At 71.2% G+C, this 23,675-nt stretch carries 30 protein-coding genes and 1 riboswitch; of the genes, 17 read left to right on the top strand and 13 right to left on the bottom strand.

Features of this window, described 5'->3' with window-relative positions; all coding sequences use genetic code 11:
- Positions 1-66: 66 nt before the first annotated feature.
- Positions 67-1,314 (top strand): Cmx/CmrA family chloramphenicol efflux MFS transporter, encoded by a 1,248-nt coding sequence (locus AB0A69_RS09215; protein ID WP_361418414.1) that lies wholly within the window; start codon positions 67-69, stop codon positions 1,312-1,314.
- On the opposite strand, the gene AB0A69_RS09210 is transcribed toward AB0A69_RS09215, so the two are convergent.
- Positions 1,265-1,537, bottom strand: a complete 273-nt coding sequence (locus AB0A69_RS09210) for a DUF4031 domain-containing protein (RefSeq protein WP_361417322.1) — start codon at positions 1,535-1,537, stop codon at positions 1,265-1,267. The two genes, AB0A69_RS09215 and AB0A69_RS09210, sit on opposite strands and share 50 nt — an antisense overlap.
- On the bottom strand, positions 1,534-1,890 hold the full coding sequence (locus tag AB0A69_RS09205; RefSeq protein ID WP_361417318.1) for a hypothetical protein: 357 nt from the start codon (positions 1,888-1,890) through the stop codon (positions 1,534-1,536). The genes AB0A69_RS09210 and AB0A69_RS09205 overlap by 4 nt, the downstream gene beginning before the upstream one ends.
- A gap of 185 nt (positions 1,891-2,075) precedes the next feature.
- Here AB0A69_RS09205 and AB0A69_RS09200 point away from each other — a divergent pair, with 185 nt between their 5' ends.
- The 5 genes from AB0A69_RS09200 to AB0A69_RS09180 all read left to right on the top strand — a co-directional run bounded on the left by AB0A69_RS09200 (position 2,076) and on the right by AB0A69_RS09180 (position 6,663).
- Entirely contained in the window at positions 2,076-2,975 is a 900-nt protein-coding gene (locus tag AB0A69_RS09200; RefSeq protein WP_361418411.1) for a MurR/RpiR family transcriptional regulator, read from the top strand.
- Between the two features lie 48 nt (positions 2,976-3,023).
- On the top strand, positions 3,024-3,926 hold the full coding sequence (gene murQ, locus AB0A69_RS09195; RefSeq protein WP_361417315.1) for an N-acetylmuramic acid 6-phosphate etherase: 903 nt from the start codon (positions 3,024-3,026) through the stop codon (positions 3,924-3,926).
- A 42-nt stretch (positions 3,927-3,968) separates the two neighbouring features.
- Positions 3,969-4,520 (top strand): hypothetical protein, encoded by a 552-nt coding sequence (locus AB0A69_RS09190; RefSeq protein WP_361417312.1) that lies wholly within the window; start codon positions 3,969-3,971, stop codon positions 4,518-4,520.
- A 159-nt stretch (positions 4,521-4,679) separates the two neighbouring features.
- Complete coding sequence (locus tag AB0A69_RS09185) at positions 4,680-6,131, top strand: PTS transporter subunit EIIC (protein WP_361417309.1); 1,452 nt, start codon at positions 4,680-4,682, stop codon at positions 6,129-6,131.
- Positions 6,132-6,399: 268 nt separating this feature from the next.
- Positions 6,400-6,663 (top strand): WhiB family transcriptional regulator, encoded by a 264-nt coding sequence (locus tag AB0A69_RS09180; protein WP_361417306.1) that lies wholly within the window; start codon positions 6,400-6,402, stop codon positions 6,661-6,663.
- Positions 6,664-6,666: 3 nt separating this feature from the next.
- On the opposite strand, the gene AB0A69_RS09175 is transcribed toward AB0A69_RS09180, so the two are convergent.
- Together AB0A69_RS09175 and AB0A69_RS09170 are read right to left on the bottom strand one after the other, a co-directional pair.
- Positions 6,667-6,873, bottom strand: a complete 207-nt coding sequence (locus AB0A69_RS09175; protein WP_361418479.1) for a hypothetical protein — start codon at positions 6,871-6,873, stop codon at positions 6,667-6,669.
- A complete protein-coding gene (locus AB0A69_RS09170; protein ID WP_361417303.1) occupies positions 6,870-7,085 on the bottom strand; it encodes a hypothetical protein in 216 nt (71 codons plus the stop codon). Before AB0A69_RS09170 ends, AB0A69_RS09175 begins: the two co-directional genes overlap by 4 nt.
- 115 nt (positions 7,086-7,200) lie before the next feature.
- On the opposite strand from AB0A69_RS09170, the gene AB0A69_RS09165 reads away from it, so the two are divergent.
- Positions 7,201-8,043, top strand: coding sequence for a helix-turn-helix transcriptional regulator (locus AB0A69_RS09165; RefSeq protein WP_361417300.1), 843 nt, complete (start codon positions 7,201-7,203; stop codon positions 8,041-8,043).
- Complete coding sequence (locus AB0A69_RS09160) at positions 8,024-8,266, top strand: DUF397 domain-containing protein (RefSeq protein WP_361417297.1); 243 nt, start codon at positions 8,024-8,026, stop codon at positions 8,264-8,266. The genes AB0A69_RS09165 and AB0A69_RS09160 overlap by 20 nt, the downstream gene beginning before the upstream one ends.
- Positions 8,267-8,286: 20 nt before the next feature.
- On the opposite strand, the gene AB0A69_RS09155 is transcribed toward AB0A69_RS09160, so the two are convergent.
- Positions 8,287-8,739 carry an SRPBCC family protein gene (locus tag AB0A69_RS09155; protein ID WP_361417294.1) on the bottom strand — a complete coding sequence of 151 codons (453 nt, stop codon included), beginning with the start codon at positions 8,737-8,739 and terminating at the stop codon, positions 8,287-8,289.
- A 231-nt stretch (positions 8,740-8,970) separates the two neighbouring features.
- Here AB0A69_RS09155 and AB0A69_RS09150 point away from each other — a divergent pair, with 231 nt between their 5' ends.
- Together AB0A69_RS09150 and AB0A69_RS09145 are read left to right on the top strand one after the other, a co-directional pair.
- Positions 8,971-9,819, top strand: a complete 849-nt coding sequence (locus tag AB0A69_RS09150) for a hypothetical protein (RefSeq protein ID WP_361417292.1) — start codon at positions 8,971-8,973, stop codon at positions 9,817-9,819.
- Between the two features lie 56 nt (positions 9,820-9,875).
- The gene (locus AB0A69_RS09145) at positions 9,876-10,454 is read left to right on the top strand and encodes a Uma2 family endonuclease (RefSeq protein ID WP_361417289.1); all 579 of its coding nucleotides are present in this window, start codon (positions 9,876-9,878) and stop codon (positions 10,452-10,454) included.
- 25 nt (positions 10,455-10,479) lie between these two features.
- On the opposite strand, the gene AB0A69_RS09140 is transcribed toward AB0A69_RS09145, so the two are convergent.
- Positions 10,480-11,331, bottom strand: coding sequence for a hypothetical protein (locus tag AB0A69_RS09140; RefSeq protein ID WP_361417286.1), 852 nt, complete (start codon positions 11,329-11,331; stop codon positions 10,480-10,482).
- A gap of 86 nt (positions 11,332-11,417) precedes the next feature.
- Here AB0A69_RS09140 and AB0A69_RS09135 point away from each other — a divergent pair, with 86 nt between their 5' ends.
- A complete protein-coding gene (locus AB0A69_RS09135; protein WP_361417283.1) occupies positions 11,418-11,870 on the top strand; it encodes a hypothetical protein in 453 nt (150 codons plus the stop codon).
- A 34-nt stretch (positions 11,871-11,904) separates the two neighbouring features.
- Here the strand turns inward: AB0A69_RS09135 and AB0A69_RS09130 are convergent, their stop codons facing one another.
- Positions 11,905-12,291: a VOC family protein gene (locus tag AB0A69_RS09130; protein WP_361417280.1), complete on the bottom strand. Its 387-nt coding sequence runs from the start codon at positions 12,289-12,291 to the stop codon at positions 11,905-11,907.
- An 81-nt stretch (positions 12,292-12,372) separates the two neighbouring features.
- On the opposite strand from AB0A69_RS09130, the gene AB0A69_RS09125 reads away from it, so the two are divergent.
- From AB0A69_RS09125 to AB0A69_RS09110, 4 genes are all read left to right on the top strand, one after another.
- A complete protein-coding gene (locus AB0A69_RS09125; RefSeq protein ID WP_361417277.1) occupies positions 12,373-12,966 on the top strand; it encodes a hypothetical protein in 594 nt (197 codons plus the stop codon).
- A gap of 1 nt (position 12,967) precedes the next feature.
- Positions 12,968-13,516 carry a GNAT family N-acetyltransferase gene (locus tag AB0A69_RS09120; RefSeq protein ID WP_361417274.1) on the top strand — a complete coding sequence of 183 codons (549 nt, stop codon included), beginning with the start codon at positions 12,968-12,970 and terminating at the stop codon, positions 13,514-13,516.
- Between the two features lie 125 nt (positions 13,517-13,641).
- Positions 13,642-14,592 (top strand): immunity 49 family protein, encoded by a 951-nt coding sequence (locus tag AB0A69_RS09115; RefSeq protein WP_361417271.1) that lies wholly within the window; start codon positions 13,642-13,644, stop codon positions 14,590-14,592.
- Between the two features lie 34 nt (positions 14,593-14,626).
- On the top strand, positions 14,627-15,424 hold the full coding sequence (locus AB0A69_RS09110) for a hypothetical protein (protein WP_361417268.1): 798 nt from the start codon (positions 14,627-14,629) through the stop codon (positions 15,422-15,424).
- A gap of 113 nt (positions 15,425-15,537) precedes the next feature.
- Here AB0A69_RS09110 and groL read toward each other — a convergent pair whose 3' ends face one another.
- The 4 genes from groL to thrC all read right to left on the bottom strand — a co-directional run bounded on the left by groL (position 15,538) and on the right by thrC (position 19,715).
- A complete protein-coding gene (gene groL, locus AB0A69_RS09105; RefSeq protein WP_355355581.1) occupies positions 15,538-17,160 on the bottom strand; it encodes a chaperonin GroEL in 1,623 nt (540 codons plus the stop codon).
- A gap of 333 nt (positions 17,161-17,493) precedes the next feature.
- Positions 17,494-17,697, bottom strand: a complete 204-nt coding sequence (locus AB0A69_RS09100; RefSeq protein WP_031073244.1) for a cold-shock protein — start codon at positions 17,695-17,697, stop codon at positions 17,494-17,496.
- A 412-nt stretch (positions 17,698-18,109) separates the two neighbouring features.
- Positions 18,110-18,388: a ubiquitin-like small modifier protein 1 gene (locus tag AB0A69_RS09095; RefSeq protein ID WP_355355584.1), complete on the bottom strand. Its 279-nt coding sequence runs from the start codon at positions 18,386-18,388 to the stop codon at positions 18,110-18,112.
- A gap of 34 nt (positions 18,389-18,422) precedes the next feature.
- Positions 18,423-19,715 (bottom strand): threonine synthase, encoded by a 1,293-nt coding sequence (thrC, locus tag AB0A69_RS09090; RefSeq protein ID WP_361417264.1) that lies wholly within the window; start codon positions 19,713-19,715, stop codon positions 18,423-18,425.
- A gap of 17 nt (positions 19,716-19,732) precedes the next feature.
- Positions 19,733-19,880, bottom strand: a riboswitch (SAM riboswitch).
- A gap of 116 nt (positions 19,881-19,996) precedes the next feature.
- On the opposite strand from thrC, the gene AB0A69_RS09085 reads away from it, so the two are divergent.
- Positions 19,997-20,953, top strand: coding sequence for a glucosyl-3-phosphoglycerate synthase (locus AB0A69_RS09085; RefSeq protein WP_361417261.1), 957 nt, complete (start codon positions 19,997-19,999; stop codon positions 20,951-20,953).
- A 45-nt stretch (positions 20,954-20,998) separates the two neighbouring features.
- Complete coding sequence (locus tag AB0A69_RS09080) at positions 20,999-22,450, top strand: trehalose-6-phosphate synthase (RefSeq protein WP_361417258.1); 1,452 nt, start codon at positions 20,999-21,001, stop codon at positions 22,448-22,450.
- A gap of 101 nt (positions 22,451-22,551) precedes the next feature.
- On the opposite strand, the gene otsB is transcribed toward AB0A69_RS09080, so the two are convergent.
- Complete coding sequence (otsB, locus tag AB0A69_RS09075; RefSeq protein ID WP_361417255.1) at positions 22,552-23,397, bottom strand: trehalose-phosphatase; 846 nt, start codon at positions 23,395-23,397, stop codon at positions 22,552-22,554.
- A 36-nt stretch (positions 23,398-23,433) separates the two neighbouring features.
- Complete coding sequence (locus tag AB0A69_RS09070) at positions 23,434-23,664, bottom strand: DUF3263 domain-containing protein (RefSeq protein WP_361417252.1); 231 nt, start codon at positions 23,662-23,664, stop codon at positions 23,434-23,436.
- Positions 23,665-23,675: the final 11 nt, after the last annotated feature.

Here is a 23,675-nt window from a genome sequence, read left to right as displayed (position 1 = left end):
CCTCATACCGACCACAGCGACACCACCGACAGCACCGCCGGCACCGACAGCACCGCCCGCGCCCGCATGCCCCTGGCCGTCTACATCCTCGGCCTGTCCGTCTTCGCGCTCGGTACGAGCGAGTTCATGCTCTCGGGGTTGCTGCCGCCGATCGCCGCCGACATGGACGTCTCCATTCCGCGTGCCGGTCTGCTGATCTCGGCGTTCGCGATCGGCATGGTGATCGGCGCGCCGCTGCTGGCGGTGGCGACGCTGCGGCTGCCGCGCAAGACGACGCTGGTCACGCTGATCACGGTGTTCGGCCTCGGCCAGGTCGCGGGCGCGCTGGCGCCCTCGTACGGCGTGCTGTTCGCGTCCCGCGTGATCAGTGCGCTCGCGTGCGCCGGATTCTGGGCGGTCGGCGCGGCGGTCGCGATCGCCATGGTGCCGTTCGGGGCGCGCGCCCGGGCGATGGCGGTGATGATCGGCGGGCTGTCGATCGCGAACGTCCTGGGCGTCCCGGCGGGCGCGTTCCTCGGCGAGCACCTGGGCTGGCGGTCGGCGTTCTGGGCGGTCGCGCTGGCGTCCGCGATAGCGCTGGTGGGCGTGGTGACGCTCATCCCGCGCATCCCCCTGCCCGACGCGCGGCCCCGGCTGCGGCGCGAGCTGGCCATCTACCGCGACCGCCACGTCTGGCTGGCCGTCGTGATCACCGCGCTCGCCGCGGGCGGTGTCTTCTGCGCCTTCTCATACCTCGCCCCGCTGCTGACGGACGTCGCCGGGCTCGACGCCGGCTGGGTCCCGACGGTGCTGGCGCTCTTCGGCATCGGCGCGCTGGTCGGCACGATGGTCGGCGGCCGCGTCGCCGACGCCCACCTCTTCGGCGTGCTGCTCAGCGGCATCGCGGCGTCGACGCTCTTCCTGGTCGCGCTCGCGCTCCTCGCCTCCGGCCCGGTCGCCGTGATCGTGCTCTCGTTCCTGCTGGGCGTCTCGGCGTTCTACACGGCCCCGGCGCTGAACGCCCGCATGTTCAACGTCGCGGGCGCGGCCCCCACCCTGGCGGGCGCCACGACGACGGCGGCCTTCAACCTCGGCAACACCGGCGGCCCCTGGCTCGGCGGCACGGTCATCGACGCGGGCCTCGGCTTCGCCTCCCCGGCCTGGGCGGGCGCGGCGATGACCCTCCTGGCCCTGGTCACGGTCGCCGTGGCCCTGCGCCTGCACGGCCGTACGTCGCCGTCCCGCCTGGTCACGGGCGGGAAGGGGCCTTCAGCGGCCCCCGCCGTCAGTCCGTCCCCGAGCGGCGCTTCGGGCGGCGCAGGCCCGACGTCCTGAGGAGGCGTACGACCTCCCGGGAGCTGACCTCGACCGCGCCGGCCGCCACGGCGTCCGCGTACCGCACCGACGGCACGTCGTAGTGGTCGCGGTCGAACGCGCGGCGCGGAGCGCCGATCTTCTCGGCGAAGGCGTGCAGCTCGTCGAAGGAGACGTCGCTGATCATGTGGGACCACATGCGGCCATGGCCCGGCCAGGTCGGCGGGTCGATGTACACCGTCACGTGAGGCCGCCCACGGGGGCCACCACGACACCCGCCTGGGCGCAGACCCAGTGCGGGTCGGGGCCCAGCTCCGGCTCGACGTCCAGCGCGTGCGGGTCGCCCGCGTCGCACACCGGGCACAGCGGCCAGCGGCCGTACCGCTCCAGCAGCGCGTCCTGTACGTCCTGGGCGACGAGCCCGGCGAGATAGCCGACGCCCTCGGGCCACTGCTCGACCCACCAGCGGCGGTGCGTCACCGCGTCCTCGACGAGCGAGACGACCTCGGCCTGGGCGACCTCGCGCGCGACGAGGTCGGCGAGGACCCGCGCGCGGGCGGCGTGCAGGGCCTGCTCAAGGGGGTCTAGCGCGTTCATGGAGCCATTGTCGCCCCTGAAGCCCCCCGGGCCACCGGGCAGGGTTGACGACCCGATGGGCTGAAAATACCTTTCATGGCGTGACCCACCACGTGAAGGAAAGTTTCACCGCCGCCCTCCCCGCAGCTCCCGCCTCCGCTCCCGCCGCCCCCACGGCACCCACAGCGAGCCCGGCCGCCCCGGCCATCCCGGCCCCCGCAGCGGTCGCCCCCGCCCCCGCCGCCCTCGCCGCCAAGGTTCGCACCCTCGCCCCCTCCATGACCCGCTCCATGCAGCGCGTCGCCGAAGCCGTCGCCTCCGACCCCGCCGGGTGCGCCGCCCTCACCGTCACCGGACTCGCCGAGCTCACCGGCACCAGCGAGGCCACCGTCGTGCGCACCGCCCGCCTCCTCGGCTACCCCGGCTACCGCGACCTGCGCCTCGCGCTCGCCGGGCTCGCCGCCCAGCAGCAGTCCGGCCGGGGCCCCTCCGTCACCGCCGACATCGCCGTCGACGACCCCCTCGCCGACGTCGTCGCGAAGCTCGCGTACGACGAGCAGCAGACCCTCGCCGACACCGCCGCGAACCTCGACACCGTCCAGCTCGGCGCCGCCGTCACCGCGCTGGCCGCCGCCCGCCGCACCGACATCTACGGCGTCGGCGCCTCCGGGCTCGTCGCCCAGGACCTCGCCCAGAAGCTGTTGCGCATCGGGCTCGTCGCGCACGCGCACAGCGACCCGCACCTCGCCGTCACCAACGCCGTCCAGCTCCGTTCCGGTGACGTCGCCATCGCCATCACGCACTCGGGTTCCACCGGCGACGTCATAGAACCGCTCCGCGTCGCCTTCGACCGGGGCGCCACGACCGTCGCCATCACCGGCCGCCCCGACGGCCCGGTCTCGCAGTACGCCGACCACATACTCACCACCTCGACGGCCCGCGAGAGCGAGCTGCGCCCCGCCGCCATGTCGTCGCGCACGAGCCAACTGCTCGTCGTGGACTGCCTCTTCACGGGCGTCACGCAGCGTACGTACGAGACGGCCGCTCCCGCCCTCGCCGCGTCGTACGAGGCGCTCGCGCACCGCCACACGCCCCGAACCCGCTGACCGGCGGACCGAACCCGACCGGCCGAAAGAGCGAAAGAGCACGCCCGCATGAACCCCTCCGAGCTCGCCGCCCTCACCACGGAAGCCTTCCGCCCCGACCTCGCGGACATCGACCGGCTCCCCACCGCCGAGATCGCCCGCCTCATGAACGCCGAGGACCAGTCCGTACCGGCCGCCGTCGCCACCCAGCTCCCCCGGATCGCCGCCGCCGTCGACGCCACCGCCGCCCGCATGGCCCGCGGCGGCCGCCTGATCTACGCGGGCGCCGGCACGGCCGGCCGCCTCGGCGTGCTCGACGCCAGCGAGTGCCCGCCCACCTTCAACACCGCCCCCGGCCAGGTCGTCGGCCTCATCGCGGGCGGCCGCGCGGCGATGACGGAGGCCGTCGAGGGCGCCGAGGACTCGCGGGACCTGGCCGCCGAGGACCTCGCGGCCCTGCGGCTGCGCGCCGACGACACGGTGGTCGGCGTCTCCGCCTCGGGCCGTACGCCGTACGCCCTCGGCGCGGTGGAACACGCCCGTACGGCGGGGGCCCTGACGATCGGCCTCGTCTGCAACCCGGGCAGCGCGCTCGCGGCCGCAGCCGACCACGCCATCGAGGTCGTCGTCGGCCCCGAGTTCGTGACGGGCTCCACCCGCCTGAAGGCGGGCACCGCCCAGAAGCTCGTCCTCAACATGATCTCGACGATCACGATGGTCCGCCTGGGCAAGACATACGGAAACCTCATGGTCGATGTCCGCGCCACCAACGACAAGCTCCGCGCCCGCTCCCACCGCATCGTCGCCCTGGCGACCGGCGCCCCCGCCCCCGCCATCGACGCGGCCCTCGCGGCCACGGACGGCGAGGTGAAGCCCGCGATCCTCACGCTCCTGGCGGACGTCGACGCCGACACGGCGATCCGCCTGCTCAAGGAGACGGACGGCCACCTCCGCGCGGCATTGGAGCGCTAGGGGGTGTCCGGGTCGTGTGGAGGTCGTGCCTAGTCTGTGGACATGCTGCTCATCCACGGCGGGGAAGCCGTAGCCGACGCTCCCGAACTGCGCACGGGGGGAGTGCCCCTCGTTCCGGAGGGATTCGTGTGGCCGATGTGCCGCGAGTGCGGCGGGGCCATGCTGTTCTTCGCCCACCTGCCCCTCGCATTCGGGGTGGTCTCGGTGTTCCTCTGTCAGAACAACCCCGGCATGTGCGACGACTGGGACGCCACCAGCGGCGCCAACCGCGCCTTCCTGTTCGACGGTCCCCTCGGGGCGGCCACCGTCCCCGCCGAGGGCGAGACGCTGCTCGGCGCGGTCACCGCTCTGCGCCCCCACCCGGCCGACGTCCCGACCACGGAGCCAGTCCTGGGGGCGCTGGGCGGCGGACCCGGCTGGATTCAGGGTGACGAGACCCCCGACTGCCCCTCCTGCGCCACCCGGATGACCTTCACGGCCGACCTGGAAGAGGGAGCCGACTTCGCGACCTCCGCCAACTTCGGCGGCGGCGGCCGCGGCTACGTCTTCCACTGCCTCCCCTGCCGCGTGGCCGCCTTCCTGTGGCAGCGATGAGGATCGCCTCCCAGCCCGGGTCCGGAACGCTCGGGTCCGGAACACTCGGGTCCGGAACGTCACCCCAGTGACGTAGTCCCAGGGGGAGGAACGGGTGGGCCCGACCCGCCACCGGCGCGCGGGCGCCGTACGGCCCGCGCCCGCTGGCACCATCCGCGCATGACCGCAGCCGCACCCGCCCCCGCGCCCGACCCGCACCGCGAAACCGCCACCGCCCTCCTCCCCCTCCTCGGCGGCGCCCCCAACATCACCTCCGTCGCCCACTGCATGACGCGCCTCCGCCTCACCCTCCGCGACCGCGCCCTCGTCCAGGACACGGACATCCGCGCCCACCCCGCCGTCCTCGGCGTCGTCGAGGACGGCGACAGCTACCAGATCGTGCTCGGCCCCGGCACCGTCAACCGCGTCACCCCCGCGTTCGAGGCGCTCCTCCTCCAGGACCGGGACCTCCAAAACCGGGGCCTCCAGGACCGGGGCGCCGCGATCAAGGAGGCGCAGAAGGCGAGGAACGCCACGCCCCTCAAGCTGCTGCTGCGCCGCGTCGCCGCGATCTTCGTGCCCCTCATCCCCGCGCTCATCGGCTGCGGCATCATCGCCGGCCTCAACGGCCTGCTGGTCAACCTCGGCCTCCTCCCCTCCCTCACCCCCGCCCTCGCCGCCATCGCCTCCGGCTTCATGGCGCTGATCGCCGTCTTCGTCGGCATCAACACCGCGAAGGAGTTCGGCGGCACCCCGGTCCTCGGCGGCGCGGTCGCCGCGATCATCGTCTACGCGGGCGTGGCGAAGATCGAGGTCCTCGGCCACACCCTCGCCCCCGGCCAGGGCGGCGTCCTCGGCGCGCTGGCCGCCGCGCTGCTGGCGACCCGCATCGAGAAGTGGTGCCGCCGCCGCGTCCCCGAGGCCCTCGACGTCCTCGTCACCCCCACCCTCACCGTCCTCCTCGCGGGCCTCGTCACCCTCTTCGGCCTGATGCTGCTCGCGGGCGCGGTCTCCACCGCCATCGGCACCTTCGCGGACTGGCTCCTCACCCACGCGGGCGCCGCCGCCGGGTTCGTCCTCGGCGGCCTGTTCCTCCCGCTCGTCATGCTGGGCCTGCACCAGGCCCTCATCCCCATCCACACCACCCTCATCGAGCAGCAGGGCTTCACCGTCCTGCTCCCCATCCTCGCCATGGCGGGCGCGGGCCAGGTCGGCGCGGCGGCGGCCGTGTACGTACGGCTGCGCCACCGCACCGACCTCCGGCGCACCATCAAGTCCGCGATGCCGGCCGGTCTCCTCGGCGTCGGGGAGCCGCTCATCTACGGCGTCTCCCTCCCCCTGGGCCGACCCTTCATCACCGCCTGCGTCGGCGGCGCGTTCGGCGGCGGCGTCGTCGGCCTGTGCGGCATGCTCGGCGCCAAGGTCGGCTCGACGGCCATCGGCCCGTCCGGCTGGGCGCTGTTCCCGCTGCTCAACGGCGACCAGGGCCCGGCCTCCCTCATTACGGTCGCCATCTACGCGGCCGGCCTGCTCACCGGTTACGTCACCGGCTTCCTCGCCACCTACTTCTTCGGCCTCGACAAGGCCACCCTCACTCCCGCGCCCGCGCCAACGCCCCCGCCTGCTCCCTGATCGTCCCCCGCCGTACGGGGATTGAAGGACCTTCCCCTGGGGCTGGTTCCTTCGACGGCGCAACTCGCGCCGGAGATAGGTGAAGAACATGCCTGCGAACGTAGGCAGGCGAGGTGATGGGGGCTTGAGCCCGCGATGAGAGCCGGATGAGAAGACGAGAAGAGAAGAAGAAAAGAAGAGGAATCGCGTCTGCCGTTTCAGCGACAGAAGGGCGGTCACCCGAAGAGAAGCCCCGAACCACCCCGAAACCGACCCAGGGAGGCCCCTGATGGACAACTGGCGTACCGCCGCCGCCTGCCGGCACGAAGACCCCGACCTGTTCTTCCCGATCGGGACCAGCGGGCCGGCCATGCTCCAGACCCAAGCGGCCAAGTCCATCTGCCACCGCTGCCCGGTACGCGAGCCGTGCCTGCGGTGGGCCATGGACAACAGCCAGGAGAGCGGTGTGTGGGGCGGCCTGAGCGAGGACGAGCGTCGCGCACTCAAGCGCCGCACCCGCAACCGCGCGGCGAAGGCGAACGCCCGCCGCTGAGGCCTACGGCGCCAGGCGCATCTGCCGGTTGAGCTGCCGTACCCGCTCTCTCAGCACCTCTCCCGGCGGCGCCGGGCTCAGCACCTCGGGCGGACAGTCCCACTCCCGGCCCCCTCCCGGCGGACGCAGCTGTACGTACCCGCCGACATGGCCCATCACCTGACCGACGCGCCCGCTCCGGCCGTCGATCACGTACTCCCCCGCCTTCACCGGCGCACCTCGTGGAGAACGGCGACCAGCCTCATGGCCGTGTCCAGGTTGCAGCGCCCCAGATCCACCAGCGGGTACGGCGCCTCACTCGACGCGGTGACCGGGTCCACCCCCAGGGACGGCAGCACCAGCCCCAGCTCCTTCAGCTCGCTCCGCAGCTGGTCCACTACTTCCTCGGCCGCCCGCAGCCGCTCCATCGGTCGCAACTCCATGACCTGCCACCTCCACGCTGAGTATTCCGATCCTGTACACAGAGTGGTCGACTTGCGGCTAGCCTGAACATATATGGGGCTCAACAACCCCATCTGTGCTAACGGGAGTTGACACATGCCCCGTCCAAAGGATCTGGATCCGTTCTCCTCGCCGCGCGCGCTGCTGGGAAACGAGCTGCGCCATCTGCGCGAAGCCGCAGGTCACAGCCAGGACTCACTGGGCGCGGCGCTCTTCGTGAGCGGCTCGTTCATCGGCCAGCTGGAGCTGGGCATCCGGCGGATCACACCGGAGATGGCGGTCCGGCTCGACGAGATCCTGGGTACGAACGGCTTCTTCGCCCGCAACTGCGGAGCGGCCAGCAAGTCGAAGTACCCGGACCACTTCGCGGAGGCGGCGAAAGCGGAAGCGTTGGCGGTGGCCATCAAGGAGTACGCGCCGCAACTGATCCCGGGGTTGTTGCAGACGGAGGCGTACGCGCGGACGGTGTTCCGCGCGTACCACCCGACCGCACCGGAAGCGTTGATCGACGAGCTCACCGAGGCCAGACTCGACCGCGCCAACTTGCTCGACGATCCAACCAAGCCGTTGTTTTGGGCAGTACTGGATGAGGCGGTGCTACGCCGAGAGGTCGGCGGTCCGGGAGTGATGACGGAAGCACTTCGACAAGTGGCGGAGTTGGCGCGCCAGCACCGGATCATCGTGCAGGTGCTGCCATTCGGCGCGGGCGCGCACATGGCACTTGAAGGCTCGCTCAAGCTGATGGCCTTCGAGGACGCGCCTCCTCTGGCATACCTTCAGGCAATGGGTACGGGACGGCTGGAAGATGACCCGACCACGGTTCGACAGTACGAACTGGCCTACGATCTGGTCGGGGCCAGTGCACTGCCCCCTGTCGAATCCCTGGCCCTGATCGAATCAGTGGCGGAGGATTACGCCCATGAAGATCGAAATCCTTGAGTGGCGCAAGTCCAGCTACAGCGGCGGCAGCGGCGGCGACTGCCTTGAAGTGGCGACTTGGCGCAAGTCCACTCACAGCGGCGGCGACGGCGGCAACTGCCTCGAAGTCGCCGACGGCAACCCCGACATCGTCCCCGTCCGCGACTCCAAGAACCCGCACGGCCCGAAGCTCGTGTTCCGGGCGGCGGCCTGGTCCGCGTTCGTAGCGGGCGTCAAGCAGTAAGGCGGAGGCCCCGGCACCGGTCAGGCGTCGGGGTCCATCCGCCACTCCATCTGGGCCTTCAGGTTCCGGAGGTCCTTGCGGTTGGCGTAGCGCACCGCGGGCTCGGCGAAGCGGTGGCCGGGGCCGCCGCGATTGCGGAGGGTCATGCGGGTGCGGGTGCCGTCGAGTCCGTACGGCTCCCAGGTGTAGGTGGTCTCCATGTCGTGCGGGCCCTCGGTCGCTCGCATGACGAGGCGCCGCTCGGGCTCGTACTCGGTGATCTCGTACGTATAGACCCAGCGCCGCCCCATGAAGCGCGCGATGAAGGTGACGCGGGAGCCGACCTCGACGGCGGTCCGGGGCGGCGGGGTCCGCCATTCAACAGAGACGATGTTGGCGTACCACTCGGGCGCGTTCGAGGGATCGGCGGCGTACGCGGCGACCAGGTCGCACGGCGCGTCGATCACGATCTCCGACAGGACGTCGACGGCCATATCTCCAGCGTAGGCCCGAGGCTCAAGCCCCGAGATTCGAGCTTTCTTCACAGGATTGGGTTCATGGGTCTGGTCATGAACCCGCCCACCCACCCGGCATGTTGACCCTTCGGAGTCGATTTGCCACGCAGCGTGTCAACGCTCTAGCGTGCCCGAATAACGAACAACCCCCGCGAGGTGCTGACAACACCTGCGGGGGTCTAGCCATCGAGATCGCAAAGGCCCGATCCCATGGATGACGAAGAGCTTAGTGTTGCCGCGCACCCCCTCGCGAGCCCCGGCTACGGCAAGCGTTCCGCGCCTGGCCAGAAACCGCCGACGAGCAGTGACTTCGCGCACCTGCCGCCGCGCGAGGCGTCCATCGCCGGGTACATCGACAGGTTGACGGACGGCGCGGACATCTCCGTGAAGACGCTGGCGAAGGTGCTCCCGGAGTACGGGCAGTGCGCGCTGCGGACGGCGCTCAACAACCTCGTACGCGCGGGGCACCTGCGCCGGGGGCGGGAGCACACGCTCGGCGACGGCCCCCAGCAGTGGGTGACGCGCACGTGGTGGTCCCGGACGGCGAGGGACGACGAGTGGTGGGCGGCGTTCCAGCGGGGGGACGTACCGGAGGACAAGCCCCGGCGCCAGACGCTGTCGCGGGCGTACGTGCTGCTGGCGGCCCTGGGGCGCGAGGTGCCGATGATGTCGCTGTCCGCCGGGGAGTGCGGGGTGCTGGCGCCGCTGGTGGACGAGTGGTTCGAGCGCGGGGCGACCGAGCAGCAGGTGCGGATCGCTCTGACGGCCGGGCTCCCGGAGACCGTGCACCGTCCGCTGGCGCTGGCCCGGACCCGCCTCACGACCAAGATCCCGCCGCCGCGCACGGAGCCGTACCGGCCGCCGCTGCGCATCCTGGAGTGCGCCCGCTGCGGCGACCCGGCCCGCCCGGAGGCCCTCCGCGACGGCGAATGCGGCCCCTGCCGGGGCGAGGCGGTGCCCGAACGGCCCACGGCACCCCTGCCGGCCGCCCGCGTCCACGCCCACGCGGCGGCGACGAAGGCGGCGGCCGGCCTGCGACCCGAAAGGAGCCATGCATGACAGTTCAGCTCACCCGCACCAGAGGCGGGGCACTCTGTAGGGGAGGAGGCGACACCATGACCCCTGGCATCGCAGAGCGCCCGCAGATGTCCGTAGAGGAGTTCGAGCAGCTCGCCCGCCGAGCCCCGGAAACCGTCACGCTCGAATTCATCAACGGAAAGCTGAAGGTCAAGCCCGTGCCCGACGGCGACCACGACGAAATGATCATGTGGCTTCTGGAGCAGTGCATGCATCACCGCCCCGACCTCAGGCTCTACCCCGAGCGGGGCCTCGTGGTCGAGGGTTACCGGAAGGGGCGGGCCCGGTCCGACGGGGCCCTCGCGCCCAGGCGGTACTTCGCCGGGCACGGCGAATGGGCGGACCCGTCGGGCGTCCTCATGACCGTGGAAGTCACCTCGTACGACTCCGACACCGACCTCCGGGACCGCAAGGAGAAGGGCACCGGATACGCCCAGGCGGGCATCCCGGTCTTCCTCCTCGTCGACCGGGATTCCGACACCCTGGTCGTGCACAGCGATCCGTCGCACGGGACCTACCAGCAGCAGGTCCCGTACAAGTACGGCGACACCGTCGAGCTTCCCGACCCCGTGGGCATCACCCTCGAAACGGGGGAGCTGAAGGACTACGCGGGCTGAGCGGGCCCGGCCTGGAACGTTCGGCCTAACCGTCGAAGGCGGGGAGGGCGAGGGCGAGCGTGCCGTAGCCGACGGCGGTGGCGAGGGCGGCCACGAACAGGCCGAGGGCGAGATGCGGGACGATGCCGCGCCAGCCCCGGCCGGCCACGGCGCGCTGGGGGTTGCGCGGGTGGTAGGCGGCTTGGCCTGTGGTGCACCAAAGGACGTTGCGGCCGACGCGGTGTACCGCTCCGCTGCTGTCCGTGAAGGCGAAGACGGCCTCGCCTTCGAGGATGACCTGCGTGAATTCCACGGTGATGCCGTAGCGGGGCAGGTACCAGGAGTCCCAGGCGTCCCACAGCATCCGGCACGCGTGGAAGCCCAGCCAGGCTCCGACGGAGCCGAGGAGCAGCGTCGCGATGGCACGGCCCACGTGGCCGCCGGCGACCCAGACGGTCACGGAGAGGACCGCCAGGACGACGCCGGGGGCCAGGGCGGCCCGCCCCACAAGGGGTGGCTCTTCGTACGGCTCCTCGTCCCCTTCGCCGTCCGCCGCGCCGTCGGCTGCGGCACGGAGGCTGCGGACGGTGACCAGGGCGGAGCCGTCGACCGGCTCTTCGCCTGCGGGACGTTCGGGCAGTACGTCGGTCACGGCGTCGGCGAAGACGGCCGCAGCGGCCGCGCTCACGTCCTCGACCCGGTAGGCGGTCGGCTCGGCACCGGCCGGGGCGGTCAGCTCGACGGTCACGTCGCGCCGTTCGGCACGCACCCGGGCGATCGCCGCGAAGGGGATGCGCAGTTCTTCGTCGGAGCGACGCAGCAGTAGATCTTCGCCCTCGCAGCGGAGCTCGGTTCCCCGGTTGCCCCGGAGGATGGGTATGGGCGATGGGATCGACATGGGCGTGATCGTAAGCTGCCTTCGACCGCACGGTGAAGGGATTGCGGGGCTTACGGCAGGGCCGAGGGTGCCGTACGGTCCGCTGTGTGAACTTGGTGAACGCAGTGCTCATATGCTTCGCGATCGCGTCCGTGCCGGGCCTCATGTTCGGTCTGATGTGCGTCAAGGGCGAGCGGACAGTGCTGAAGAAGATGACGGAGCTCGACGAAACCGGCATCGAGGTGCAGGCACGTCTGGTGAGTCTGGTGCCGTTCGGCAAGGGGCGGTTCGCACACGCGGTGTACGAGTTTGAAGGGCCCGGTGGGACGTACGTACGGCACGAGCAGGGCGCGACGGTCGGGCCCGCGCACGTGGTGGGCGAGACGTACGCGTTCGTGCACCACCCGCAGTTCCCGAAGCGTCTGCACATGGGGACGGCCAAAACCATCCGCAAGGAGCGGAGGGCCCGCGCCCGCTACCTACGGGAGGGGCAGCGGATCGCGCTGTGCTCGCTTGCTGCGGGGGTGCTCGCGGGCGTGGGCCTCGTCTTCGGCCCGTAGGCCGTCCCAGCCCGCGGGCCGCCCTCTCGGACGCTCAGTCGAGACAGAACTCGTTGCCCTCGATGTCCTGCATCCCGATGCAGGACTCGTTCTCGTCGTCGGCGAGCAGCGTCCGCACGTGGACCGCGCCGAGCGCGACCAGTCGCGCGCACTCGGCCTCAAGGGCGGCGAGGCGCTCCTCCCCCACGAGCCCGGTGGCGACCCGCACATCGAGGTGCACCCGGTTCTTGGCGGCCTTGCCCTCGGGAACGCGCTGGAAGTACAGCCGCGGGCCCGCCCCCGAAGGGTCCACGCAGGCGGACCACTCGTCCGCTTCCGGCGGCGCCGATACGACGTACCCCAGGACCTCGCACCAGAAGCGGGCGACGCGCGCGGGTTCCGCGCAGTCGAAGGTGACTTGGAAATGCTTGATCGATGACATCGGCGCACCCTAGTGCACCTCGACCCGGTCGCGTCAGGGGAACAGCTCCTTGACGCACATCGCGGCGTCTAGGGTGTCCGCATGGACGTGGGGGCCGTACTGATCGCGATCGCCGGTGTCGCGGGAACTCTCGGGGGCGCGTTGCTCACCCAGCAGGGCGCCGACCGGGCCAAGAGGCGCGAGCTGGAGATGGCCCAAGCCCTCCAGGAAGCCCGCGAGTACCGTGAGCTGCGCCGCAGCTGCTACACGCAACTGCACCGGGATGCCCGGCAGTTCGCCACGGCACTCAGTCGGCACTTGTACGTCATGCGGGACCGCACGCCCGGGCAGGAGGACGTAGCGGCCCTGGAGGGAACCAAGGACGCCTACCGTGACCGGTGGTCCGAGGCTCTGATGATCGCCCCCGACGGGGTGATCGATCCCGCTCGGGAAGTGAACGCAGCGCTGACCAGGGTCTACGGACAGATCAAGCGCCTGGAACAGGGGAACCCCCAGCCAGGCGAAACCCTGCAGTCGGCCGCTGAAGCGCAGCACGCGCTCTGGGCGCTGATAGGCGTCGCGAGGGAGGCGATGCGCCGTGATCTGGGCATCGCCGCGGACGCCGGCGAGGAGACCGACGCCCCCAGGGCCTTGACCAGGGACTTCGCCGAGCCGCTCGACGGAAGCGACTCGTAGGATGTCCGGCGAGATCAGGTCCGGCGCGCACGTGCGCCCGAGTCCCCCGCGTATCCGACAGCGGACCGAGCGCGACCTCGGTGACTGCGTGCGGATACTGGCGGAGGTCCATCAGCGCGACGGCTATCCGGTCAACTGGCCCGACCTTCCGGGCGCCTGGCTCACCCCCTCGTCGCTCATCGCCTCGTGGGTGGCAGAGCTGGAGGGCCGCCCAGCCGGTCACATCGGCCTGTCGCGGAGTGACCCGGCGGACGCGGCTCCCGGGTTGTGGAGCGTCCGTACGGGGAGGGGTACCGACCGGGCCGCCGTGGTGAACCGCTTGTTCGTCGCCCCGTGGGCCCGCGGCCATGGCATCGGTGCGCTGCTCATGGCGCGGGCCGTCACGGAAGCACGGGACCTCGGCGTACACCCGGTGCTGGACGTGCTGGCTTCGGACACTGCGGCGGCAGCCCTGTACGAGCGGCTCGGCTGGGAGCTGCTGGCCACGGTCGAACAGCAGTGGGGCCCGGAGCAGCGGGTGGCCGTTCGTTGCTATGCGGCGCCTACCTAGCGGAGGCTCCCTGGGCCCGGCCGCGTCAGGGGAGCAATCCCTTGACGAGAAGACGCTCCAGTGCTGTCAGTGCCTGTTGCTAACGTGCTCCGTTCAGTCATGGAGTGCATGAAGGGGCGGGGAACGTGCGGGAAGTGGCAGGCCATCAGGTCGGCGAGCAGCGGTTGGCCGAGGCGCTCGACGACATCCACGGGCGGGCCTACACGCGGTGGCACTCGCTGCGGTACGGCAGCATCTCGCCGGCGCTGATCCGGGCCATGGCGGACGAACTGCTCGACCATGTCGCCGCGCGAGCGGTGGCCGAGCCGGGGCTCGACGCCGCGACCGGCAGGGTCGCCGTCACCGCCGCGGAGTGTCTGCACGGAGTGCTGAGCATCATGTGCTTTCCGGACGGGGACCAGGACCTCCAGTTCTCGCTCATCGGGGAACGGATCAGCACGGACCCGGACGACGACGAGTTCGGGGACGGGCCCATCACCTTCCGGGACGTCGTCAGGGAGGCGCCCACCGCGCGGACCTGGCTCGACATGTTCGAGACGTGTGTCGTCAGCGGGTACCTGCGGGAGGAGCGGGTCACCGGGCTGCTGCTGCGCGGCGACTACGCGCCCGCCATCCGTGACGGCGTGCCCTACAACCGGTACACCTCCGTCTCCGATCCCGCCGACCTGGCCGCCATGGACGCCCTGTGCCCCTATCTCACCGAGGCGGCCGGGCATCTGCCCCGCGACTGGCCGACGGTTCCGCTGCGCAAGCCCGACGCCGGGGAGCGCGCGGAGGCCGCCCGGCGGCTCGACGAGGTCGGCGACGCGCTGAGCGCGGACCAGCGGCTGCTCCGCGTCCTGCTCGACGACGACCAGCACGCCTTCGAGGACGCCCTCGTCGCCCGGCTGGTCGCGTACCGGGAGAGCGTCGAGGCCGGTGCCGGTGATCCCGCGCCCCGGTCCCTCCTCCCCCTCGGCCCCCTCGCCCTGGCCTGCCTCGCCGTCCAGGTCCACGGGTGGGACCTCGGTGTCCGGTCCGGGTACCTGCCGCACGGCCTGCTGGGATCGCGCTTGGGCCACCAGGCCGCCACGTAGGCCACCCGGGGGGCCGACTGGTTGACTGTGCCTCGTGACCGAGGTGATCAGGAAACGGGATGGGCAGGGCGACGGGGAGCCCACGACGGAACTCCGGGCAGGTGGGCGCAGCCCGGTGCGGCAGGTGTCCATGTACCAGAGCGTGGCCTGGCCGTTGCGTGCGCTGGCCCTGCTCTCGGTGGACTTGGAGGAGGTGGCGCGGCGGCTGGGGCTGACCCTCGAGAGCTCGTGGGACAGCCGCGGCAGTGTGCGGACCGCGTTCTTCGTGCTGGACGGGACGGACTTCGTCGTCACCCACCACGAGGGGGACGCTCCGGGAACCCACGTGTGGACCCGGTCGGGCGGGCCTGTCGATTCGGCCGCCCGCGTGGGCAGCGTCCTCGCGGCTCTCGGCGTGGGGCCGGAGGCGGTCTCGTACTCCACCTGGGGGGCCGGCACCGGCGATGCGCACATGCCCGCTGCCTGGGGGCGCGGCTGGGACAAGCCGACGCGGTCGCACCAGGACGTCTGGGCCCACTTCAAGAAGCGCCCGGGGATGTTCGTCGGCAGGGTCACTTTCGATGCGGTGGTCGGGTTCCTCAACGGCTATGACACCGCCTCCGAAGGAGCCCTGCTGGACGGGTTCCGGGAGTGGCTCGCCACCAAGCTGGGCTACGGCTGGAACCTGGTGTACTGGCTCTTGGCCGAGAAGCTGGTCTTTCCCGACGGCCGTCCCGAGGAGCCCTGGTCGCGCGAGACCGAAGAGCACGCCGTGGCCGGGCTGCTCGCTCTGATCGACGAGTTCTTCGATCACCTCGCCGACGGTCCGAAGGACCGCACCGAAACGGTCTGACGGAGGGGCCCGGGTCGATGACGCCCGCGGCGCGGGAACGCCCGAGGGCGGCACCCCCACGTCGGGGAGTGCCGCCCTCGGTTCCGTAACCGGGCTTACCGATCCGCGCGGGATCAGAAGTCCATGTCACCGCCCGGCATGCCGCCACCGGCCGGGGCGGACGCCTTCTCCGGCTTGTCGGCGACGACGGCCTCGGTGGTGAGGAACAGCGCCGCGATGGAGGCCGCGTTCTGCAGAGCGGAACGGGTCACCTTGGCGGGGTCGATGATGCCCTCGGCGATCATGTCGACGTACTCACCGGTCGCGGCGTTCAGGCCGTGGCCGACGGGCAGGTTGCGCACCTTCTCGACGATGACGCCGCCCTCGAGACCACCGTTGACGGCGATCTGCTTCAGCGGGGCCTCCAGGGCCAGGCGCACGATGTTGGCACCGGTCGCCTCGTCGCCCTCCAGCTCCAGCTTCTCGAAGACGGAGGAGGCCTGGATCAGGGCCACGCCACCGCCGGCGACGATGCCCTCCTCGACGGCCGCCTTCGCGTTGCGAACGGCGTCCTCGATGCGGTGCTTGCGCTCCTTGAGCTCGACCTCGGTGGCGGCACCGGCCTTGATGACGGCCACGCCGCCGGCCAGCTTCGCCAGGCGCTCCTGGAGCTTCTCGCGGTCGTAGTCCGAGTCGGAGTTCTCGATCTCGGCGCGGATCTGGTTGACGCGGCCCTGGACCTGCTCGCTGTCACCGGCACCGTCGACGATCGTGGTCTCGTCCTTGGTGATGACCACCTTGCGGGCGCGGCCCAGCAGGTCGAGACCGGCGTTCTCCAGCTTGAGGCCGACCTCCTCGGAGATGACCGTGCCGCCCGTGAGGATGGCGATGTCGTTCAGCATGGCCTTGCGGCGGTCGCCGAAGCCCGGGGCCTTGACGGCGACGGACTTGAAGGTGCCGCGGATCTTGTTGACGACCAGCGTCGACAGGGCCTCGCCCTCGACGTCCTCGGCGATGATCAGCAGCGGCTTGCCCGACTGCATGACCTTCTCCAGCAGCGGGAGGAGGTCCTTCACGGAGGAGATCTTGGAGTTGACGATCAGGATGTACGGGTCCTCCAGAGAGGCCTCCATACGCTCCATGTCGGTGGCGAAGTACGCCGAGATGTAGCCCTTGTCGAAGCGCATACCCTCGGTGAGCTCCAGCTCCAGACCGAAGGTCTGGGACTCCTCGACGGTGATGACGCCTTCCTTGCCGACCTTGTCCATCGCCTCGGCGATGAGCTCGCCGATCTGCGTGTCGGCGGCGGAGATGGAGGCGGTGGAGGCGATCTGCTCCTTCGTCTCGACCTCCTTCGCCTGGTCGAGCAGCGCACCGGAGACGGCCTCGACGGCCTTCTCGATGCCGCGCTTCAGGGCCATCGGGTTGGCGCCGGCGGCGACGTTGCGCAGACCCTCGCGGACGAGCGCCTGGGCGAGGACGGTCGCGGTGGTCGTACCGTCACCGGCGACGTCGTCCGTCTTCTTGGCGACTTCCTTGACCAGCTCGGCGCCGATCTTCTCGTACGGGTCCTCGAGCTCGATCTCCTTGGCGATGGAGACACCATCGTTGGTGATCGTGGGGGCGCCCCACTTCTTCTCGAGGACGACGTTGCGACCCTTGGGGCCCAGGGTCACCTTGACGGCGTCGGCGAGCTGGTTCATGCCGCGCTCGAGGCCGCGCCGTGCCTCCTCGTCGAACGCGATGATCTTGGCCATGTGAAGTGGTCCTCCCGGACTGGGGTGGATGCTCCGGACCGCGCTGGCGCCCGCGACGGACGGCCTGCATGCCCCTGTGGTTCCTTGCCCCACCGGCCTGCGGACCTCACCGACTCGGTCCTTCGTTGTCACTCTCACCTTCAGAGTGCTAACGCCAATGATTAGCACTCGACCCCTTCGAGTGCAAGCTCCTCCCGGGGATCTCCCAGGGATCGGGAGCCCTCGATCCCCTACGCGTGTACGCGGGCGCGCACGCGCGAGGGGCCCGCATCCTGTGCGGATGCGGGCCCCTCGGCACCACTGTGAAAGTCGCTGGCCGAAACGCGTCTGCTGCTAGCCGGCGAGCTTGACCATGTCCGCCTGCGGACCCTTCTGGCCCTGCGAGATCTCGAACTCGACTCGCTGACCCTCCTCCAGGGTGCGGTAGCCGTCCATCTGGATCGCGCTGTAGTGGACGAATACATCCGCACCACCGTCGACCGCGATGAAGCCGTACCCCTTCTCCGCGTTGAACCACTTGACGGTGCCCTGAGCCATGCCTAACTCCCCTATTACTGGCCCTTGCACAGGACCGCACTTCGCGGACCCGGGTCAGACCTCACCCGCTGACAGGAACGGGCGTGCGCCGGAACGCGTCGACCGCCGCTGAATGTATCTGTCCAACTGCCGTCTGCAACAGGTCAATCGGACGAGAATTCCGAGCACGCGTGAACGGAAAAGTAGGCGGAATTCGCCAGAATCCTGGGCAAGTCGGGCCCGGCAAAGCGCACATTCGGCGCATCAGGCACGGGTACTTTGACTGCATCTTGTCGCGCCGGGGCGTGAATTCATATGCGCGTGACATGACCGGCGGCGGGGGCTTCCCCAACTCTACCGCGCTCAACCATGCGGAAATGCCCCCTGCGCACCGTGTGCGGAGGGGGCAATTCCGGAAAGCGCTATCCCTGGGCTAGCAACCGCCGGCCACGGCGGGAATGATCGACACGCCCGCGCCGTCCGGCGTGGCGGTCTCCAGACCCTGCTCGAAGCGGACGTCGTCGTCGTTCACGTACACGTTGACGAAGCGGCGCAGCTTGCCCTGGTCGTCCAGGACGCGGGCGGCGATACCCGGGTGGTTCTTCTCCAGCGACTCGATGACCTCGGCGAGGGTCGCGCCCTCCGCCGGGACCTCGGCCTGGCCACCCGTGTACGTGCGGAGGATGGTGGGGATGCGCACGTTGACGCTCATGTCGTGATGCCTTTCAGTACGAGCTCAGGTCGGGTCAGGCCAGGCCGGCGTCGCGGAACGCGTCCAGGCTCGGGCGGATCGTGGCGGTGGGGCCGGTCGTCGGAGCCACGGCGTCCAGGGTCTTCAGGCCGTCGCCGGTGTTGAGCACGACGGTGGTGAGGGACGGGTCCAGCACGCCCGCCTCGATCAGCTTCCTGGTCACACCCACGGTCACACCGCCCGCCGTCTCGGCGAAAATGCCCTCCGTACGGGCCAGCAGCTTGATCGCGTCGACCACCTGCTCGTCGTTGACGTCCTCGACCGCGCCGCCGGTGCGGCGGGCGATGTCCAGGACGTACGGGCCGTCGGCGGGGTTGCCGATGGCGAGCGACTTGGCGATGGTGTTCGGCTTCTGGGGGCGTACGACGTCGTGGCCGGCCTTGAAGGCCGCCGACACCGGGGAGCAGCCCTCCGCCTGCGCGCCGAAGATCTTGTACGGCTTGTCCTCGACCAGGCCCAGCTTGATGAGCTCCTGCAGCCCCTTGTCGATCTTCGTCAGCTGCGAGCCGGACGCGATCGGGATGACGATCTGGTCGGGCAGCCGCCAGCCGAGCTGCTCGCAGATCTCGTACGCGAGCGTCTTCGAGCCCTCCGCGTAGTACGGGCGGAGGTTGACGTTCACGAAGCCCCAGCCCTCGCCGAGCGGGTCGCCGATGAGCTCGGAGCAGAAGCGGTTGACGTCGTCGTAGTTGCCCTCGATGCCGACCAGGTCACCGCCGTACACCGCGGCCATGACGACCTTGCCCTGCTCCAGGTCGTGCGGAATGAACACGCAGGAGCGGAAGCCGGCCCGGGCGGCGGCGGCGCCGACCGCGCCCGCCAGGTTGCCGGTGGAGGAGCAGGACAGGGTGGTGAAGCCGAAGGCGCGGGCGGCCTCCAGGGCCTGGGCGACGACGCGGTCCTTGAAGGAGTGCGTCGGGTTGCCGGAGTCGTCCTTGACGAAGAGCTTGCCCGGCTCGACGCCGAGCTCGCGGCCCAGGTTGTCGGCCTGGACGAGCTTGGTCCAGCCCGGGTTCAGGTTCGGCTTGTCCGCGACGTCGGCGGGGACGGGCAGCAGGGGCGCGTACCGCCAGATGTTCGCGGGCCCGGCCTCGATCCGCTTGCGCAGGGCCTCGGGGTCGCCGCTCGGCAGGTCGTACGCGATCTCGAGCGGCCCGAAACACTGCTCGCAGGCGAAGAGGGGGCCGAGGGCGAAGCGCTCACCGCATTCGCGACAGGAGAGCGCGGAGGCGGGCCCGAGGTCGACGTTCTGGGTGGTGTCCGGGGTGGCGACGGTCTGTACAGCCATGGAGGCGAGGCCCTTTCTCCTCATCTTCCTCATGGCGCACTTCGCCATGAGACGGATTTGGCACCTTCCCTAGCCGGGGCCTCGCGTTGCGCAGATGTGCGAGTGCCGACTGGAGGGTTGCCGGGGCTTCAACGGGCCGTATCCCTCTGCCCCTCTGGATGAGCGGTATTCGATTGTGTGCGCGGGGGACCCGACATGTGTCGGCCATCCGCGTTGTTCAAGACTGTAACCGAACCCCTGGACGCTCGAGATGGTCGTCCGATACGCGAGATGGAGATCACGTGCTGGAAGAGGTGGAGCGCTGGCTGGACCGGCGGTCCTGGTCCGTTGCGGAGCGACCGCTCGACCAGCTGCTCGCTGCGAAACGCGGGGCGACCCGCGGTACGACCGTCAGTGTCGTCCTGCCGGCGCTCAACGAGGAGGCGACGGTCGGCGAGATCGTCACCGTGATCCGCCGCGAGCTGATGTCCGGCGCCGTGCCGCTGGTGGACGAGCTGGTGGTGATCGACTCGGGCTCGACCGACCGTACGGCGGAGGTGGCGCGGGCGGCCGGGGCGCGGGTGGAGCGCCGGGACGCGATACTCCCCCGGATACCGGCGCTGCCCGGCAAGGGCGAGGTGCTGTGGCGGTCGCTGTTCGTGACGAGCGGCGACATCGTGTGCTTCGTCGACGCGGACCTGGTCGACTTCTCGGCGGACTTCGTGACCGGGATCGTGGGGCCGCTGCTGACCGACCCGTCCGTGCAGCTCGTGAAGGCGATGTACGACCGGCCGCTGGGCGGTGCCGTCGGCCAGGGCGGGCGGGTGACGGAGCTGGTGGCGCGGCCGCTGCTGAACCTGCACTGGCCGCAGCTGGCCGGGTTCGTCCAGCCGCTGGGCGGCGAGTACGCGGCGCGGCGCTCGCTGCTGGAGCGGCTGCCGTTCCCGGTGGGGTACGGGGTGGAGCTGGGCCTGCTGGTGGACGCGCTGCACACGGTGGGGCTCGACGCGCTGGCCCAGGTGGACGTGGGCGTGCGCAAGCACCGGCACCAGGACGACCGGGCGCTGGGGCGGATGGCGGCGGCGATCTACCGGACGGCGCAGCTGCGGCTGTCGCGGGGGCACCTGGTGCGGCCGCGGCTGACGCAGTTCGACCGGGGGGAGACGGGGTTCGTGCCGCGGACGCACGCGGTGGACACGGAGGAGCGGCCGCCGATGGCGAGTGTGGCGGAGTACACACGACGGCGGCGCGTGGCGTGACGGGCGTACGTTTGAGCGTTTCGGCTACGGGCTAGGTTCGTCTCCATGGCGCCCCAGATTCTCGTTGCTTCGAACAGAGGTCCGGTCAGCTACGTGCCGCGTGCGGACGGCACGCTCGACGCCCGGCGAGGCGGGGGCGGGCTGGTCTCGGGCCTGTCCGCGATCGGGCCGGACGCGGGGGCGCTGTGGGTGTGCGCGGCGCTGAGCGACGGCGACCGGGAGGCGGTGCGGCGCGGGATCTCCGAGCCCGGTGTGCGGATGCTCGACATCGACGCGGCGACGCACTCGGCGGCGTACAACGGCATCGCGAACTCGGTGCTGTGGTTCGTGCACCACATGCTGTACCAGACGCCGCTGGAGCCCGTGTACGACGCGGAGTTCCGGCGCCAGTGGGACGCGTACCGGCTGTACAACCGGGCCTTCGCGGCGGCGCTGGCGGCGGAGGCGGACCGGGACGCGACGGTGATCATCCAGGACTACCACCTGGCGCTCGCCCCCGGCATGCTGCGCGAGCTCCGCCCCGACCTGCGGATCGGGCACTTCTCCCACACGCCGTGGGCGCCGCCGGAGTACTTCCGGATGCTGCCGGACGACATCGCCGAGGAGCTGCTGCTCGGCATGCTGGGCGCGGACCGCCTCGGCTTCCTCACCTCGCGGTGGCGGCGCGCCTTCCAGGACTGCTGCCAGGCGGTGCTCGGGCACTACGACGGGATGGCGTACTGGCCCCGGGACCAGGAGCCGAGCTTCGAGTACCGCATCCCGGGCCATCAGCGGCGGCGGACGTACCTGGGCGTGCACGGCCTGGGCGCGGACGCGGACTTCCTGCGCGAGCGGTCGCGGCGGGCGGACGTGGACGACCGGATGGCGGCGCTGCGGGAGCAGATCGGCGGGGCGGACCGGCGCGTGATCGTCCGCGTGGACCGCACGGAGCTCTCCAAGAACATCGTGCGCGGCCTGCTGGCGTACCGCGCCCTCCTGGAACAGCGCCCGGAGTGGCACGAGCAGGTGGTCCACCTCGCCTTCGCCTACCCCTCCCGGCAGGACCTGCCCGTGTACCGCGAGTACACGGCGCGGGTGTCGCAGCTGGCGGACGAGATCAACGCGGAGTACGGCCGCGACGGCTGGACCCCCGTGATCCTCCACGTCGAGGACGACTTCGCCCGCTCGCTGGCCGCCTACCGCCTCGCGGACGTGGCCCTCGTCAACCCCATCCGCGACGGCATGAACCTCGTCGCCAAGGAGGTCCCCGTCGTCTCCGACCATGGCTGCGCGCTGGTGCTGTCGCGGGAGGCGGGCGCGTACGAGGAGCTGCGCGACGAGGCGATCACCGTGAACCCCTACGACGTGACCGGCACCGCCGAGGCGCTCCACGAGGCCCTGACGATGCCGACGGCGGAACGCGACGAACGCACGAAGCGCCTCGCCTCCGCGGCGACGGCGCTCCCGCCCCACCAGTGGTTCCTGGACCAGCTGCAGGCGCTGCGGGAGCTGGGTTAAGGGGCTCTTCCCCCACCCCCACGCCCGCCAGGGACGTGGGGGGAGGGGTGGGGGCTAACCCACCCCCACGCCCGCCAGGGACGTGGGGGGAGGGGTGGGGGCTAACCCACCCGGCGGGCCAGCGACTGCAGGAGGTCCACCACCGCCGACGGGCCCGGGACCGCCAGGTCCGCGCGGGTGGCGAGGTCGGGGACCTCGGCGCTGGCGCTGCAGATGAGGAGGCCCGGGGTGCCGTCGGAGCGGAGTTTCTCGACGGCCGCGAAGGCGGGGAGGTCACCGAGGTCGTCGCCGGCGTACAGGACCGTCGTGGCGCCGGTGGCGCGGACGTGGTCCATGAGGGCGACGCCCTTGTCCATGCCCGGGGGCCGCAGCTCCAGGACCAGGCGGCCGGGCTCCAGGACCAGGCCGTGGCGGGTGGCGAGGTCGGCGAGGGGCTCGCGGAGGGCGTCGAAGGCGGCCTGCGGGTCCTCCGCGCGGCGGGTGTGGACCGCGACCGCGCGGCCCTTCTCCTCCGTCCAGGTGCCGCGCCACGCGCCCGCGCGGTCCAGGACGTCCGGCAGCTCCGCGCGGACCGCCGCGACGCCCGGGTGCTCCGGGGCCGCGCGGACCGTGCCCGTCACGGCGTCCCAGCGCTCGGCGCCGTAGTGGCCGAGGACGACGAGGTGTTCCAGACCCGGTACGCCGGCGAAGCCGCCGTACCGTACCGCCACGCCCGCCGGGCGGCCGGTGATCACGGCGATGGACGCGACGTGCGGCGCCAGCGCCGCGAGGGCGGCGACCGCGCCGGGGTGGGCGCGCGCCTGCTCGGGGTCGTCGACGATCTCGGCGAGGGTGCCGTCGAAGTCGAGGCCGATGACCGCCCGCTCGGGATGGGCCAGGAAGGAGTCGAGGCCCTCGCGGCCGGCGCTGGTGGTGGGGCGCGGCAATGCGTTCTGTTCGGTGCCCATGAGCGGAAACCTATCCACGGGCGCCGGTGCACACACCTACCGCCGGGCCTCCCGCGCCGCCCGCACCCGCCGCAGCCGGTTGACCGTCACGGGGTCGTGCCGCAGCGCCCTCGGGTCGTCGAGGAGCGCGTTGAGCAGCTGGTAGTAGCGCGTCGGCGACAGGCCCAGCTGCTCCCTGATCGCCCGCTCCTTCACACCGGGGCCCGGCCACGAGCGGCGCTCCATGGCCAGGACGGCCTGATCACGAGCACTGAGGTCGGCGGTCATATGAAGAACAT

It is taken from the genome of Streptomyces sp. NPDC045431 (assembly GCF_040646655.1).
Classification (GTDB): Bacteria; Actinomycetota; Actinomycetes; order Streptomycetales; family Streptomycetaceae; genus Streptomyces.
The sequence above is the reverse complement of the archived record's forward strand: the minus strand, read 5'-3'. Positions and strand labels throughout refer to the sequence as shown.